The organism is Variovorax sp. P4_D9 (assembly GCF_056401695.1).
The window spans coordinates 1-13369 of the sequence record NZ_JBFUIU010000181.1; the positions used below are offsets into that span (position 1 = coordinate 1).

Consider the following 13369-nt stretch of genomic DNA (forward strand, 5'->3'; position numbering starts at 1 on the left):
GTACATTTCCGTAACTTGCTCAGGACCGATCGGCGAATTGCCGCGAACAGCCTCTACGGATTTTTGCCGTGCGATCCAATTTGCCTTTGGCGTCGATCCTTCAAATGGATCTCCAAGCAAATCGGCACGCGAGAAGAAGATGGATTTTGAATCCAGCATGGATATGAACTTCGTGAAGTCCATATAACGCCATACCGGGATGTTGAGATCCGCCGGCGGCGAAAAGGCCACATCTTTTTTTGCGGGCATGTGCTTCCTATGTCTTGTTGATGCTCATCGCCAGTTGCTCCAGCTTCGCGTCCAGCTTCTTGAGCCAGACGCGACGCACCTTGTCGTACTGGTGACGGTTGTAGATGCCCTGGATGCCCGGAAGCACGTGCCCGAGGATCGCTTCGCCGACCTCTGTGGGGCAGCCCAGCGCGCCCAGCATGGTGCGGCCGGTCCGGCGCAAATCGTGCGGCGCCCACTTCGTGACCGGCAGCCGCGCGCRCACGGCGTCGGGATAGGTTTTGCAGTAAGGCATCCGATAGTGCACCGCGACGCCAATCGTCTTCTGCTCGACGAACCCGTAGCGGCCCGTGGACGGGAACAGGTAGCCCTTCGGGTTCTCCTGTAGCCGGCGGCGCACCACGAGCTCGGCTCGGCCCACCAGGGGCACGCGCAGATCCGTCGCGTGAGGATGGCGGGAGTTCTTGGTCTTCGCCTTCGGCACGGTCCACCACAGCCCATCCGGCTCCTCGGTGATCTCGCCTGCCTCCATCGCCATGATCTCGGCGCCGCGGGTGCACGTCCACAGGTACAGCGTCAGCGCGTCGTCGGCCAGCCTCGTGAAATTCGGCAGCCAACGGATCAAGATGCCGGTCTCTTTGTCGTTGAGCACGCGTTTGATGGGCCCGGTGGATTCGCCCAGCAGCACCCTGCCCTTGCTCTGCAGCTTGCCGCGCATGATGAGCCGCCACCAGTTCGGCGTCTCCTCGGGGAGCCGACCGGCGTCCAGCGCATAGTCCCAGGCTGCGCCGAGCTCGCCCTTGATGCTGGCCGCCTGCACCGGCGTGGATGCCATGCTCTCAAGAAAGGCGAAGGCCTGCTGCCGTTTCAGAGTCGAGGCCTGCTCGAGCGCGATCGGGTCGAGGTTTCGGGTCAGCATCCGCCGGACCTCGGCGCGTCCCTTGGGCTTGCGGTGCGTGTCGATGTGGCCCTTCAGATAATCCTCGACCAGGCGTCCCACCGTGTAGACGCCATCGCGCTTCTCGGCGGCTTTGACMACCTGCTGCGCCCGCGATTCCTTTTCGGCCAGCGCCGGGTCAGCACCAGATTCCCGCAGGTCCCGCAGGGCCTCCCATTCCAGCGCCGCCTTGGCGAGCGACACCGCCGGCCAGCGGCCGATCTTCTTTTGCCGCATCCTGCCGTCGACCGGCGACTTGAATCGATAGGTCCAGGTCCTGGTCGTCTCGGTGGCCTCGAGCCGAAGCCCCGGACAGCCGTCCACCATAATGTGTTGGCCCGGCTGCAAGAGCTTTGCAGCACGCGCGTCGAATTGCATAGGAAGTGCCTGGCGGCGTAGGTTTCCTGATGACCCGTTCCGCCACCCGGCGTAACTTTCTCGGTCCAGGGGTGCAAAACCTACGCTTGCGAGGCGAGTGTAGCCAAGTTTCGTTAGGTGTCCACAAGTTGAACCCACCAGTCGTCGATCAGGAAATTGTCAATGGAATCAACGAGTTCCATGGGAAAAGCCTTGTAAATCAAGGGCCTGCGAAAGCCGTCATTACTGGGCATACCCCTATGATGGCGCAATACCTCGGCCTCAAGGCCGACCATCCGGACACCCTGCTCTTCTACCGGATGGGCGACTTCTACGAACTCTTCTACGCCGACGCCGAGAAGGCCGCCCGCCTGCTCGACATCACGCTGACCCAGCGCGGCCAGTCGGCCGGCCAGCCGGTCGTGATGTGCGGCGTGCCTTTCCATTCGGTCGACACCTACCTCGGACGGCTCATCAAGCTCGGCGAATCGGTCGCGATCTGCGAGCAGGTCGGCGAGGTCGGCGCCGCCAAGGGCCCGGTCGAGCGCAAGGTGGTGCGCGTGGTCACGCCCGGCACCCTGACCGACGCCGAACTGCTCAACGACAAGAGCGAGTCGCTGCTGCTCGCGGTGCATGCTGGCTCGCGCAACTTCTGCGGCCTCGCCTGGCTCAGCGTCACCGGGGCCGAGCTGCGGCTGGCCGAGTGCCCCGCCGATGCGCTCGAGGCCTGGATCGCGCGCATCGCGCCGAGCGAACTGCTCTACAGCGCCGAGGTCATGCCCGCCTTCGAGCAGCGGCTGAAGGCCGCACGCAGCGCCACGCCCTTCACACTCTCGCTGCGGCCGGCCTGGCAATTCGATGGCGGCCTCGGCGAGCGCAAGCTGTGCGAGCAGATGGGGAGCGTCAACCTGGCGGCCTGGAACGCCGAGCCGCTGAGCAACGCGCATGCCGCCGCCGCCGCGCTGCTGGGCTATGCCGAGCACACCCAGGGCCGGGCGCTGGCGCACGTACAGCGGCTCTCGGTCGAACGCGATGGCGAGCTGATCGAGCTGCCGCCGACCACCCGGCGCAATCTCGAACTGGTCCAGACCCTGCGCGGCGRSGAATCGCCGACGCTGTTCTCGCTGCTCGACACCTGCATGACCGGGATGGGCAGCCGGCTGCTCAAGCGCTGGTTGCTGGCGCCGCGGCGCGAGCGCAGCGCCGCCCAGGACCGGCTCGAAGCCATCACCGCCCTGCAGGCGCCGCCGCCCGGCGGCACGGCCGCGCCCTGGCGCACCCTGCGCGAGCAGCTCAAGAACACCAGCGACGTCGAACGCATCGCGGCCCGTATCTCGCTGCGGCAAGTGCGCCCGCGCGAACTGGTGGCCCTGCGCATGGCGCTGGCCAAGGCCGAACAACTGGCGCCGGCCCTGCCCGGCGCGGCCGCGCTGCTGGCCCAGATGGGCGGCCAGCTCGCGCCGCCGGCCGGCTGCGTCGAGCTGCTGGTGGCGGCGATCACGCCCGAGCCCTCGGCGCTGATCCGCGACGGCGGCGTGATCGCCAACGGGCACGACGCCGAGCTCGACGAGCTGCGCGCGATCAGCGAGAACTGCGACGACTTCCTGCTCAAGCTCGAAGCCAGCGAGCGCGAGCGCACCGGCATCAGCAACCTGCGGGTGCAGTTCAACCGCGTGCACGGCTTCTACATCGAGGTCACGCAGAGCGCGCTGGCCAAGGTCCCCGACAACTACCGCCGCCGCCAGACGCTGAAGAACGCCGAGCGCTTCATCACGCCCGAGCTCAAGGCCTTCGAGGACAAGGCACTGTCGGCACAAGACCGCGCGCTGGCCCGCGAGAAATGGCTCTACGAGCAGTTGCTCGACGCCCTGCAGCCCTCGGTCGCGGCGCTGGCCCGGCTGGCCGGCGCGATCGCGACCCTCGACGCGCTCTGTGCGCTGGCCGAACGCTCGCACACGCTGCACTGGCGGGCGCCGAGCTTCGTCTCGCATCCCTGCATCGAGATCGAGCAGGGCCGCCACCCGGTGGTCGAGGCCCGCCTCGCCGAAAAATCATCGGGCGCGTTCATCGCGAACGACACCCGCATGGGCCCCCAGCAGCGGATGCAGGTCATCACCGGCCCCAACATGGGCGGCAAGTCGACCTACATGCGGCAGGTGGCGATCATCGTGCTGCTGGCCTCGATCGGCTCGCACGTGCCGGCCGCGGCCTGCAGGCTCGGTCCGATCGACGCCATCCACACCCGCATCGGCGCCGCCGACGACCTGGCCAACGCGCAGTCGACCTTCATGCTCGAGATGACCGAGGCGGCGCAGATCCTGCACGGCGCCACCGCCCATTCGCTGGTGCTGATGGACGAGATCGGCCGCGGCACCAGCACCTTCGACGGCCTGGCGCTGGCCGCCGGTATCGCGGCCCAGCTGCACGACCGCACGCGCGCCTTCACCCTGTTCGCCACGCACTATTTCGAACTCACCGAGTTCCCGGCCACGCACCACGGCGCGGTCAACATGCACGTCAGCGCCACCGAGGCCGGGCGCGACATCGTCTTCCTGCACGAAATGCAGCCTGGCCCGGCGAGCAAGAGCTACGGCATCCAGGTGGCGCGGCTGGCCGGCATGCCGGCCGCGGTGGTCAACCATGCGCGCCAGGCGCTCGAGGCGCTGGAGGCCCAGCAGACCCAGACCCGGGCCCAGGTCGACCTGTTCGCGCCGCCGCCGGCCGCCGAGGCGCCGCTGGCGAGCGCCGTAGAATCCGCGTTGAGCGCGATCGATCCGGACGCCTTGAGCCCACGCGAAGCGCTCGACGCCATCTACAAACTCAAGAAACTCCAGGCGCGCGAACAGGGCTGATGGTCCGATTCGTGCAAGAAGACCTCATGACTTACTGCGTAGGCATCAAACTCAACGCCGGACTGGTGTTTCTGTCCGATTCGCGCACCAATGCGGGCGTGGATCACATCAGCACCTTCCGCAAGATGATCGTCTACGAGCAGCCGGGCGACCGCGTCATGGTGCTGCTGTCGGCCGGCAACCTGAGCATCTCCCAATCGGTGCGCGAGATCCTGCAGATCGAGGAGCTACGCGAGACCAAGGAAAGCGGCGAGGAGAGCCCGCCGATCACGATCTGGAACGCCAAGAGCATGTTCGATGCCGCCCGCGTGCTCGGCTCGGCCGTGCGCCATGTCTACGACCGCGACGCCGAGGCGCTCAAGCATGCGGGGCTCGACTTCAACGTCTCCTTCATCTTCGGCGGCCAGGTCAAGGGCGAGGGCATGCGGCTCTTCCTGGTCTACGCCGCCGGCAATTTCATCGAGGCGACCACCGAGACGCCGTACTTCCAGGTCGGCGAATCGAAGTACGGCAAGCCGGTGCTCGACCGCGTGCTGACGCCCGATACTCCGCTCGACGAAGCCGCCAAATGCGCGCTGGTGTCGATGGACTCGACCATGAAGTCGAACCTGTCGGTCGGCCTGCCGCTCGACCTGGTGGTCTACGAGGCCAACGCGCTGCGTACCGACAAGGTGGTCTGCATCGACGCCGACAACCCCTACTACCGGATGATGCACAACAACTGGGGCCAGAAGCTGCGCGAAGTCTTCGACAGCATCGAGGACCCGGTCTGGGACGATGCCTACACCGAGCATCCGCTGAAGATGCCCGCCACGCGGCACAGCCCGCTGCGCAAGATCTCGACGCCCGAAGAAAAGCTCATCTGACAGCGCGCCGGGCCGGGGGTCCGCCTGCGGCGTCGATTCCCATGCTTCCTCCCCTCATCTTTTCCCACGGGAACAGCTTTCCCGCGAGCACCTACCGCGTGATGCTCGACAGCCTGCGCAACCGCGGCTTCGACATCGACGCGATCGAGAAATTCGGCCACGACCCGAAGTACCCGGTCACCGACAACTGGCCGCACCTGGTGCAGCAACTGGCGGATTTCGCGCAAGCCCGCGCCGATTGCGCCGGGGCGCTGGTGCTATTGGTCGGCCACTCGCTCGGCGGCTTCCTGAGCCTGATGTGCGCCGCCTTGCACCCGGCGCTCGCCAAGGGCGTGGTGCTGCTCGATTCGCCGCTGATCGGCGGCTGGCGCGCCGGCACCATCAACCTCATGAAGCGCACGCCGCTCATGAAGAGCGGGCCTTCGCCAGATGGGACGAGCGCGTGCTGCGCGACTACATCGAGCACGGCACCTTCGACCTCGACGATGCGCGGGCGCTGAGCTTCGACCGCGATGTCGAGACCGCGATCTACGACACCATCCCGCACAACCTCGGCGCCCTGCTGCGCGCCCATCCGCTCAAGTGCCGCGCGGCCTTTGTCGGCGGACGCCAGTCAGTCGAGATGCGGCGCGTCGGCATGGCGATGACGCTGCAGGTCACCAAGGGCCGCATCATGATGCTGGACGGCACGCACCTGTTTCCGATGGAAAAGCCGATCGCCACCGCGGCGGCGGTGGAAGCGGCGCTACGCAACCTGCTGGTCTGAGCGGCAAATGCACCACACTCGAGCCGCATGAACACTTCGACCATTCCCTCGGTTCGCATCGAGCCGGAACTGCGCGAACAGATCGAGCAGGTGCTCGGCGAGGACGAGTCCCTGTCCCAGTTCGTGGAAAACGCCGTTCGCCACTCGGTTCGCCAACGCATCGAACAAGCCGAGTTCGTCGCTCGCGGCCTGCGCTCGCTCGAGAAGGCGAAGCGAAGCAGCGACTACGTCGAAGCCGACGAGGTCATGTCCAGTCTGCGTAAAAGGCTTGCAACTGCCAAGGCGCGCGCTCCTCGGCCCACCCGGTGAGCTATCGCGTCCGCTTCACGCGAGAAGCGCTGGCCGATCTGGATCGGCTCTACGCGTTCGTGCTGGAGCGCGAAATGGAGCGAGGTGGCAACTTCGAACTGACCGAACGCGCCCTCGAGGCGATCGAGGCGGGAATCGCCATGCTGCGCTACTCACCCTTCACCTGCCCGCAAGGCAGGCCATGACCCGTTAATCCGCGAACTGGTGATCCCGTTCGGGCACAGCGGCTACGTCGGTCGCGCTGTTCGAAATCCAGCCCAGCGACACCGTATCGAACGCTGCCGTTCGTCATCAGCGCGAAAACGATTACCACTGAACTATTCAGCCCAGACCACGACCCCGCTCCACGCGGTCGCCAGCACCACGATGCCGAAGGCGATCCGGTACCAGGCGAAGGGCACGAAGTCGTGCGTGCTGATGTAGCGCAGCAGCCAGCGCACGCACAGCAAGGCGCTCAGGAACGAGAACACCAGGCCGACCGCGAACAGCGGGATGTCGGCCGCCGACAGCAGCGCGCGCTCCTTGTAGAGGCTGTACACGCCGGCACCGATCAAGGTCGGGATCGCGAGGAAGAAGGAGAAATCGGTCGCCGCCTTGCGCGACAGCCCCAGCAGCATGCCGCCGATGATGGTCGAGCCGCTGCGGCTGGTGCCGGGGATCATCGCGAAGCACTGCACCAGGCCGACCTTGAGCGCGTCCCACGGCGTCATGTCGTCCACGTGCTCGATGCGCACCGAGCCGGGCGGCCGCCGCTCGGCCCACAGGATGATGAAGCCGCCGATGATGAAGGTGYTGGCCACCACGGTGGGCGTGAACAGGTGCGCCTTGATCGCCTTGCCGAACGCCAGGCCCAGCACCACCGCCGGCAGGAAGCCGATCAGCACGTTGAGCGCGAAGCGCCGCGCCTTGGGCTGGCGCGGCAGCGCGACGAAGGTCGAGTGGATCTTATGCCAATAGACCAGGATCACCGCGAAGATCGCGCCAGTCTGGATGGCGATGTCGAAGACTTTCGCCTTGTCGTCGTCGAAGCCGAGCAGCGAGCCGGCAAGAATCAGGTGGCCGGTCGACGAGATCGGCAGGAATTCGGTCAGCCCCTCGACGATCCCCATGACGGCGGCCTTGACCAGCAATACGATATCCACGCGCGCTCCTTGAAAGAGCGTCGATTATCGCGATCGCGGCGGTCAGGCTCCGTTCAGATCAGCACGGTGAAATCACCCGCACGACCACCTCGCGATGGTCGCGGAAGCCCATGCGGGCGTAGAGCCGGTGGGCGCCCTCGTTGTCACGCATGACATGCAGGAAAGGCGTCTCGCCGCGCTGCAGTTGGCGGCGAATCAATTTGGCCGCCAGCCGGCACGCGAGGCCCCGGCTCTGGAAGTCGGGATGCGTGCAGACGCCGCTGATCTCGCGCAGGGTGCCGGCGCACATGCGCTCGCCGGCCATGGCGATCAGGCGATCGCCTTCGAAGCAGCCGAAGTAGTCGCCGAGTTCGGGTGTTCTCGGCCCGAAGGGGCCCGGACGGGTCAGCGCGGCGAGTTCGACCGCCTGGGCCGCATGCTCCGGCCGCAGCGGGATGGCGTCGAGGGCCTCGTCGCCATCCGGCATCGCGCCCTGCCACACCATCCGGAACATGGTCGAGTCCAGGTCGATGCGCCAGCCCGCGGGTGCGCTACCGGTCCATTCCATGCAATAGAAGTGGTCGCCCGGCTGGCAGAAGGGCGTCAGGTCGTCGAGATCGGGCTGTTCGGCATTCGCGAAGCCGACGATCGGGGAAAAGCCCGGAGCGTAGCGGCGGGCGCGATCGGTGCCCGTCGCGTAGCGCGCGTGCGGACCGGCGAGCGTGTTCCAGGCGATGTTGTCGAGCAGTGGGTTCATCGTGGCTCCGATCCTAATGGCTCGCAACGGCGAAGCGAACCGCTCCACGCCCGCTCGCCGCGACATCAGACCAATCGCCGCCGCAGTGCGCGGACCGCGCTGTCGACCGTGGTCAGCACCGGGAGCCCGGTCGCCGTTTCGCAGGCCTGCCGGGCCCGCGCCATGCTGAACTGGGCCAGCGCGATGCGAGTACAGCCGCGCTCGCGCAGTGCCCGGGCCTGGGCGGCGACCAGCGCATCGTGCCGCTCGCCGTCGCAGGCATTCAAGGCTTCGACCGCGCCCTCGGCGAGCGCCAGTTCGAGCGCGACGCCGGGCGGGAATTCGGGCGGCATCGATTCGAGCGTGGGCCCGAAGCTCGCGATCAGTCCGAGCCGCCCGGCACCGGCCGCGGCCTCCTCGACCATCGCCTCGTTGGGCTTCAGCACCGGCATGCCCGCATGCCGCCGGGCCACCGCCTCGATGCACGGTCCGAAGGCCGAGCAGGTGAAGAGGATGCCCCGTGCGCCGCAATCGACCGCGTACTGCGCCAGGCGCTGGAAGCGCTCGTGCATCGCCTCGTCGAGCCCCCGCCCCGTGCGCGCGAGGTCGGCCGAGAGGCTGTCGTCCAGCAGGTTCATGCGGACGGCCTCGGGCCAGTCGCGCGCCATCGCTTCGTTGATGGGAGCGATCGAATGCGCCAGGGCGTGGATGAGTGCGATGCGGGTCATGGTTGGTGCTCAGATCCCTTTCGACGAAGGATTCGCGAAAGCGTCCCGGGTCTCGGCATTGAGCGGATAGTTGATGTTGATGTTCTTGGGCGGGATGGGGGCCATGAACCAGCGGTCGTAGAGCTTCTCCATCTCGCCCGATTTCATCATGCCGCCGACCACGCGGTCCACCAGTGCCTTGAACTCGGGATCGTCCTTTCGCAGCATCAGCGACTGGTTCTCGGTGCGCAGGCTTTCGCCGGTAATCAGAAAGTCCTTCGGGTTACGCGCATTGGCGATCTGACCCGCGAGCAGGATGTCGTCCAGCACGAAGGCCTGGGCRCGGCCGTTCTCGACCAGCAGGAAGGATTCGGTGTGGTCCTTGGCCGCCACGTTGACGACCTCGAGGTTCTTGCCCTTGTCGGCCTCGCGCAGCAGCCGGAACGAGGTGGTGCCGGTGGTCGTGACCACGGTCTTGCCCTGCAGGTCGGCGATGCTCCGGATGCCCGAATCGGCCTTGACCAGCATGCGCACGTTGTAGCGGAAGATGTCGGGCGAGAAGGCCACCTGCTTCTGCCGCTCGACCAGGTTGGTGGTGGAGCCGCACTCGATATCGACCGTGCCGTTCGCCACCAGCGGGATGCGGTTGGCGGAGGTCACGGCCTGGTAGCGGACCTCGATGGCCGACATCCGGAGTTCGGTCTTGAGGGCCTCGACGATCCGGTTGCAGATGTCGATGCTGTAGCCGATCGGCTTCAGGCTGCCGTCGAGGTAGGAAAAGCCGAAGGACGATTCACGGTAGCCGAAGGTGATCGCGCCGCTGGCCTTGACCTTGGTCAACGTGCCGCCCTCCTCGGCCTGGGCGGCGGTGAGCGGAAGCAGCGCGCAGGCCGCCACAAGGGCGGCGCAGGCAAGCGTGGACAGACGAGCGAAGGCCATGGAGCAACTCCTCGAAGCAGGTTGAAGAACGAATGGGGGAAGCGCGCTCGGCGCCTTCAGCGCGCCTGGGGCGCGCCGACCGCGCGCGTGACGGTGTCGATCGCAGCAGCCAGTCGGGTCGTGATTTCCTGCAGATCGTGCCGCGTGGCGATGAAGGGCGGCGCCAGCAGCACGTGATCGCCCCGCCGGCCGTCGACCGTGCCGCCGAATGGATAGCACAGCAGGCCCCGCGCCATCGCCTCCTTCTTGATCCAGGCATGCAACTGCAGCCCGGGCGGGAACGGCGTCTTGGCGGTCCGTTCGGCCACCAGTTCGATACCCCAGAAGAAGCCGCGGCCGCGAATGTCGCCCACGTGCGGATGGTTGCCGAGCGCGCTGCGCAGCATGGCGCCGAAAGCCTCGCCGTCGTCGCGTACCTTGGCCAGCAGGCCGTCGCGGCGGATCACCCGCTGCACCGCGAGCGCGGCCGCACAGGCCACCGGATGGCCGAGGTAGGTATGGCCGTGCTGGAAGAAGCCACTTCCCTTCGACATCGCCTCGACGATCCGGCGCTGAGCGAGCACCGCACCGATCGGCTGATAGCCGCCGCCGAGCCCCTTGGCGACCGTGACCAGGTCGGGCACCACGCCCTCCTGCTCGCAGGCGTAGAGCGTGCCGCAGCGTCCCATGCCGCACATCACCTCGTCGAGGATCAGCAGCACGCCATGGCGGTCGCAGACCTCGCGCACGGCCTTGAAATAGCCCGGCACCGGCGTCAGCACGCCAGCCGTGGCGCCGCCGACGGTCTCGGCCACGAAGGCGATCACGCGGTCAGCCCCTTGCGCCTGGATCGCCGCCTCGAGTTCGGCGGCGAGCCGCAGGCCGTACTCGGCGGCGCTCTCGCCCTCGCGCTGTTCGCGGTAGGGATAGCAGGGTGCAACGTGGGTGGCCGGCACCAGGATCGGCGCGAAAGGCTCGCGCCGCCAGGCATTGCCGCCGACCGCCAGCGCACCCAGCGTGTTGCCGTGGTAGCTCTGGCGGCGGGCGATGAAGTGCGTCCGCTGCGGCTGCCCGATCTCGACGAAGTACTGGCGCGCCATCTTGAGCGCCGACTCGACGGCCTCGGAGCCCCCGCTCACCAGGTAGACGTGGCTCATGCCTTCGGGTGCGCCGCCAACGAGCTCGTCCGCCAGTTGCTCCGCGACCTCGCTGGTGAAGAAGCTGGTGTGGGCGTAGGCCAGTCGGTCGATCTGCGCATGCATGGCCGCGATCACGTCCGGATGCCCGTGCCCCAACGACGAGACCGCGGCACCGCCCGAGGCGTCGAGGTAGTCGCGGCCGGCGGCATCGCGGATCGTCATTTCGCGGGCGGAAACGGCGACCGGCGGCGTGTGACGGAGATGGCGGTGGAAGACGTGCGTCATGGCATTCTTAGATTGGAACCAATGTACCGCCAGAATTATTAATTGGAACATTTGTTCCGTCAAGCGGTTCTGGAACACAGCTGTTCGATCCGGTACATTCGTTTCAAACCAACAGAGGAATCCCATGGGCGTCAAGGACGATCTCCGCCAGCGCTTTGCCGGCCTGAGCCCTGCGCTGCAGCAGGTGGCCCGGTACGTGCTCGACCATCCGAACGACGTGGTCACGCATTCGATGCGCACCGTTGGCAAGCGGGCCGGCGGCACCCCGGCCACGCTGGTTCGCTTCGCACAACACTTGGGCTATGCGGGCTGGCCGCAGTTCAAGGAGGCGATGGCGTCGGACATGGGGCTCGGGCCCGAGGCCTACGGCGAGCGGGCCCGCACGCTGGTCGGCCGGGCGACCGACCGTGGCCTGGTCCAGGAGATGTTCGAAGTGCAGCGCCACAACCTCGAGGCCACGCAGCGCCAGAGCGCCGCCACGCTGCAGAAGGCCTGCGCCCTGCTCGAGAAAGCGAATACCGTGCACGCGGCGGGCTTCAGGGCCTGCTTCCCGATCGCCTTCGCCTTCGTCTACGTGTACCGAATGTTCCGCAACAGCGTGCAGCTGATCGACGGCCAGGGCGGCTCGCTCGAGATGCAGCAGCGGGCGATGGCCAAGGGCGATGCGCTGGTCGTGGCCAGCTTTGCGCCCTACTCGCGCGAAGCGCTGCAGGTGGCCGAAGCGGCCAAGGCCGCCGGCTGCAAGCTGTTGGCGCTGACCGACAGCGCGGCCTCTCCGCTGTCGCTGCTGGCGGACGAGACGCTGCTGTTCGCGATCCAGAGCCCCTCGTTCTTTCCTTCGGTCGCCGCCGGCACGGCACTGACCGAAGCCCTGCTCGAACTGCTCGCCAGCCGCGCCGGCAAGCCGGTGGTGAAGCGCCTCGACCAGGCCGAGACGCAACTCTTCGAGTCGGGCGCCTACCTGCAGGCGCCAAGGCTGCGCGGGGGCTGACTCAGGAGTTGGCCGCCGCGACCGGATTCGGCGACGGCTCCATCCACTCGGCATGCCACCCGCCGCCCAGCGACTGGATCAGCGTCACCGCTGCCAACTGGCGATTGACCTGCACCTGCAGCAGGGTCCGCCTCGAATTGAGCGCGGACACCTGCGCCACCACCACGCTGGTGTAGTCGATGGTGCCGGCGCGGTAGCGGTTCAGGAACTGCTGTTCGGTGCGGTCGGCCGCAGCCGAGCTCTGGCGGCGCAGAACCTCCTGCTGTGACAGGCTGGTGCCGGCGGTGAGCTGGTCCTCGACGCTCTGGAAGGCCGCCAGCACTGTTTGCCGATAGCGCGCCACCGAAGCTTCGTGACCGGCCTTGGCGGCGTCGACGCTGGCGCCGATCGCGCCGGCGTCGAACACCACCTGCGCCACCGACAGGCCAAGCGACCACAGCGTGTTCGATGCATTGAACAGGTCGCCCAGGCGCGACGCGCTGGTGCTGATGCCGCCGCTCAGGCTGAAGTTCGGGTAATAGGCCGAGCGCGCGATGCCGATCTGCGCATTGGCCGCCGCCACCTGCCGCTCGGCCGATGCGATGTCGGGCCGGCGCTCCAGCAGTGTCGAGGGCAACTCGGCCGGCACAGCGGGCACCGCCATCTTCCACTCGGCCACGGGCAGGCTGAAGTCGGCCGGCGCCACGCCGACCAGCACCGCGATCGCATGCTCGAGCGCATCGCGGTTGCGCTTCAACGCGGCGCGATCGGCCTGGGTATTGGCGTACAGCGTCTCGGCCTGCAGCACGTCGCTCTGGGCCGCGATGCTGGCCGCATAGCGGTTGCGCGTGATCAGCAGGCTGCGCGCGTAGCCTTCTAGCGTCTCGTCGAGGATGCGCAGCTCGGCGTCGGCCTCGCGCAGCGAGAAGTAGTTGGTGGCCAGTTCGCCGACAGCCGACAGGCGGGCCGCCGCCAGGTCGGCTTCGCTGGCCTGGGCCGACGCCTGCGCGCTGTCGACCGCCTGGCGCAGGCGACCCCAGACGTCCGGTGCCCAGTCGACGCCCAGCACCGCGGCCGAGGCGGTGGCGGCCGAGATGTCGCGCCCGCCGGTTCGGCGCGCGCTGGCGTCGAGCGTGACCTGCGGGGACAGGGCCGCGCGCTGGCCGCGCACCAGCGCC

Annotated in this window: 12 protein-coding genes and 2 pseudogenes; 6 read left to right on the top strand and 8 right to left on the bottom strand. The window is 67.4% G+C overall.

Annotation, left to right across the window (positions count from 1 at the left end; all coding sequences use genetic code 11):
- A pseudogene (locus AC1DY5_RS20095) lies at nt 1-249 on the bottom strand (hypothetical protein); the annotation flags it as partial.
- Nucleotides 250-256: 7 nt separating this feature from the next.
- Nucleotides 257-1543 carry a tyrosine-type recombinase/integrase gene (locus AC1DY5_RS20100; RefSeq protein WP_478114146.1) on the bottom strand — a complete coding sequence of 429 codons (1287 nt, stop codon included), beginning with the start codon at nt 1541-1543 and terminating at the stop codon, nt 257-259.
- A 239-nt stretch (nt 1544-1782) separates the two neighbouring features.
- Between AC1DY5_RS20100 and mutS the strand changes: the two genes are divergently transcribed.
- The 5 genes and pseudogenes from mutS to AC1DY5_RS20125 all read left to right on the top strand — a co-directional run bounded on the left by mutS (nt 1783) and on the right by AC1DY5_RS20125 (nt 6500).
- Complete coding sequence (mutS, locus tag AC1DY5_RS20105; protein ID WP_478114148.1) at nt 1783-4374, top strand: DNA mismatch repair protein MutS; 2592 nt, start codon at nt 1783-1785, stop codon at nt 4372-4374.
- 26 nt (nt 4375-4400) lie between these two features.
- A complete protein-coding gene (locus tag AC1DY5_RS20110) occupies nt 4401-5240 on the top strand; it encodes a proteasome-type protease (protein ID WP_478114150.1) in 840 nt (279 codons plus the stop codon).
- Nucleotides 5241-5281: 41 nt separating this feature from the next.
- A pseudogene (locus AC1DY5_RS20115) lies at nt 5282-6006 on the top strand (alpha/beta hydrolase).
- 27 nt (nt 6007-6033) lie between these two features.
- Nucleotides 6034-6315, top strand: coding sequence for a YlcI/YnfO family protein (locus AC1DY5_RS20120; RefSeq protein WP_478114152.1), 282 nt, complete (start codon nt 6034-6036; stop codon nt 6313-6315).
- Nucleotides 6312-6500, top strand: a complete 189-nt coding sequence (locus AC1DY5_RS20125; protein ID WP_478114153.1) for a hypothetical protein — start codon at nt 6312-6314, stop codon at nt 6498-6500. The genes AC1DY5_RS20120 and AC1DY5_RS20125 overlap by 4 nt, the downstream gene beginning before the upstream one ends.
- Before the next feature lie 132 nt (nt 6501-6632).
- On the opposite strand, the gene AC1DY5_RS20130 is transcribed toward AC1DY5_RS20125, so the two are convergent.
- The 5 genes from AC1DY5_RS20130 to AC1DY5_RS20150 form a co-directional block, all read right to left on the bottom strand.
- Nucleotides 6633-7457 (bottom strand): undecaprenyl-diphosphate phosphatase, encoded by an 825-nt coding sequence (locus AC1DY5_RS20130; protein WP_478114155.1) that lies wholly within the window; start codon nt 7455-7457, stop codon nt 6633-6635.
- A 58-nt stretch (nt 7458-7515) separates the two neighbouring features.
- Nucleotides 7516-8193, bottom strand: coding sequence for a GNAT family N-acetyltransferase (locus AC1DY5_RS20135; RefSeq protein WP_478114156.1), 678 nt, complete (start codon nt 8191-8193; stop codon nt 7516-7518).
- A 65-nt stretch (nt 8194-8258) separates the two neighbouring features.
- Complete coding sequence (locus tag AC1DY5_RS20140) at nt 8259-8900, bottom strand: aspartate/glutamate racemase family protein (RefSeq protein WP_478114158.1); 642 nt, start codon at nt 8898-8900, stop codon at nt 8259-8261.
- A gap of 9 nt (nt 8901-8909) precedes the next feature.
- Nucleotides 8910-9818, bottom strand: coding sequence for a transporter substrate-binding domain-containing protein (locus AC1DY5_RS20145; protein WP_478114160.1), 909 nt, complete (start codon nt 9816-9818; stop codon nt 8910-8912).
- A 56-nt stretch (nt 9819-9874) separates the two neighbouring features.
- Nucleotides 9875-11221 carry an aspartate aminotransferase family protein gene (locus AC1DY5_RS20150; protein WP_478114162.1) on the bottom strand — a complete coding sequence of 449 codons (1347 nt, stop codon included), beginning with the start codon at nt 11219-11221 and terminating at the stop codon, nt 9875-9877.
- 124 nt (nt 11222-11345) lie between these two features.
- Between AC1DY5_RS20150 and AC1DY5_RS20155 the strand changes: the two genes are divergently transcribed.
- Complete coding sequence (locus tag AC1DY5_RS20155) at nt 11346-12212, top strand: MurR/RpiR family transcriptional regulator (protein WP_478114164.1); 867 nt, start codon at nt 11346-11348, stop codon at nt 12210-12212.
- A 1-nt stretch (nt 12213) separates the two neighbouring features.
- On the opposite strand, the gene AC1DY5_RS20160 is transcribed toward AC1DY5_RS20155, so the two are convergent.
- Nucleotides 12214-13369, bottom strand: a 1156-nt coding sequence (locus tag AC1DY5_RS20160) for an efflux transporter outer membrane subunit (RefSeq protein ID WP_478114166.1), incomplete at its 5' end; no start/stop codon positions are given.

What these genes read in the sequence shown, in the direction of transcription:
- AC1DY5_RS20110 (WP_478114150.1), top strand. Translation starts at nt 4,401, where the DNA reads ATGACTTACTGCGTAGGCATCAAACTCAACGCCGGACTGGTGTTTCTG.
- AC1DY5_RS20120 (WP_478114152.1), top strand. Translation starts at nt 6,034, where the DNA reads ATGAACACTTCGACCATTCCCTCGGTTCGCATCGAGCCGGAACTGCGC.
- AC1DY5_RS20135 (WP_478114156.1), bottom strand. Translation starts at nt 8,193, where the DNA reads ATGAACCCACTGCTCGACAACATCGCCTGGAACACGCTCGCCGGTCCG.
- AC1DY5_RS20140 (WP_478114158.1), bottom strand. Translation starts at nt 8,900, where the DNA reads ATGACCCGCATCGCACTCATCCACGCCCTGGCGCATTCGATCGCTCCC.
- AC1DY5_RS20150 (WP_478114162.1), bottom strand. Translation starts at nt 11,221, where the DNA reads ATGACGCACGTCTTCCACCGCCATCTCCGTCACACGCCGCCGGTCGCC.
- AC1DY5_RS20155 (WP_478114164.1), top strand. Translation starts at nt 11,346, where the DNA reads ATGGGCGTCAAGGACGATCTCCGCCAGCGCTTTGCCGGCCTGAGCCCT.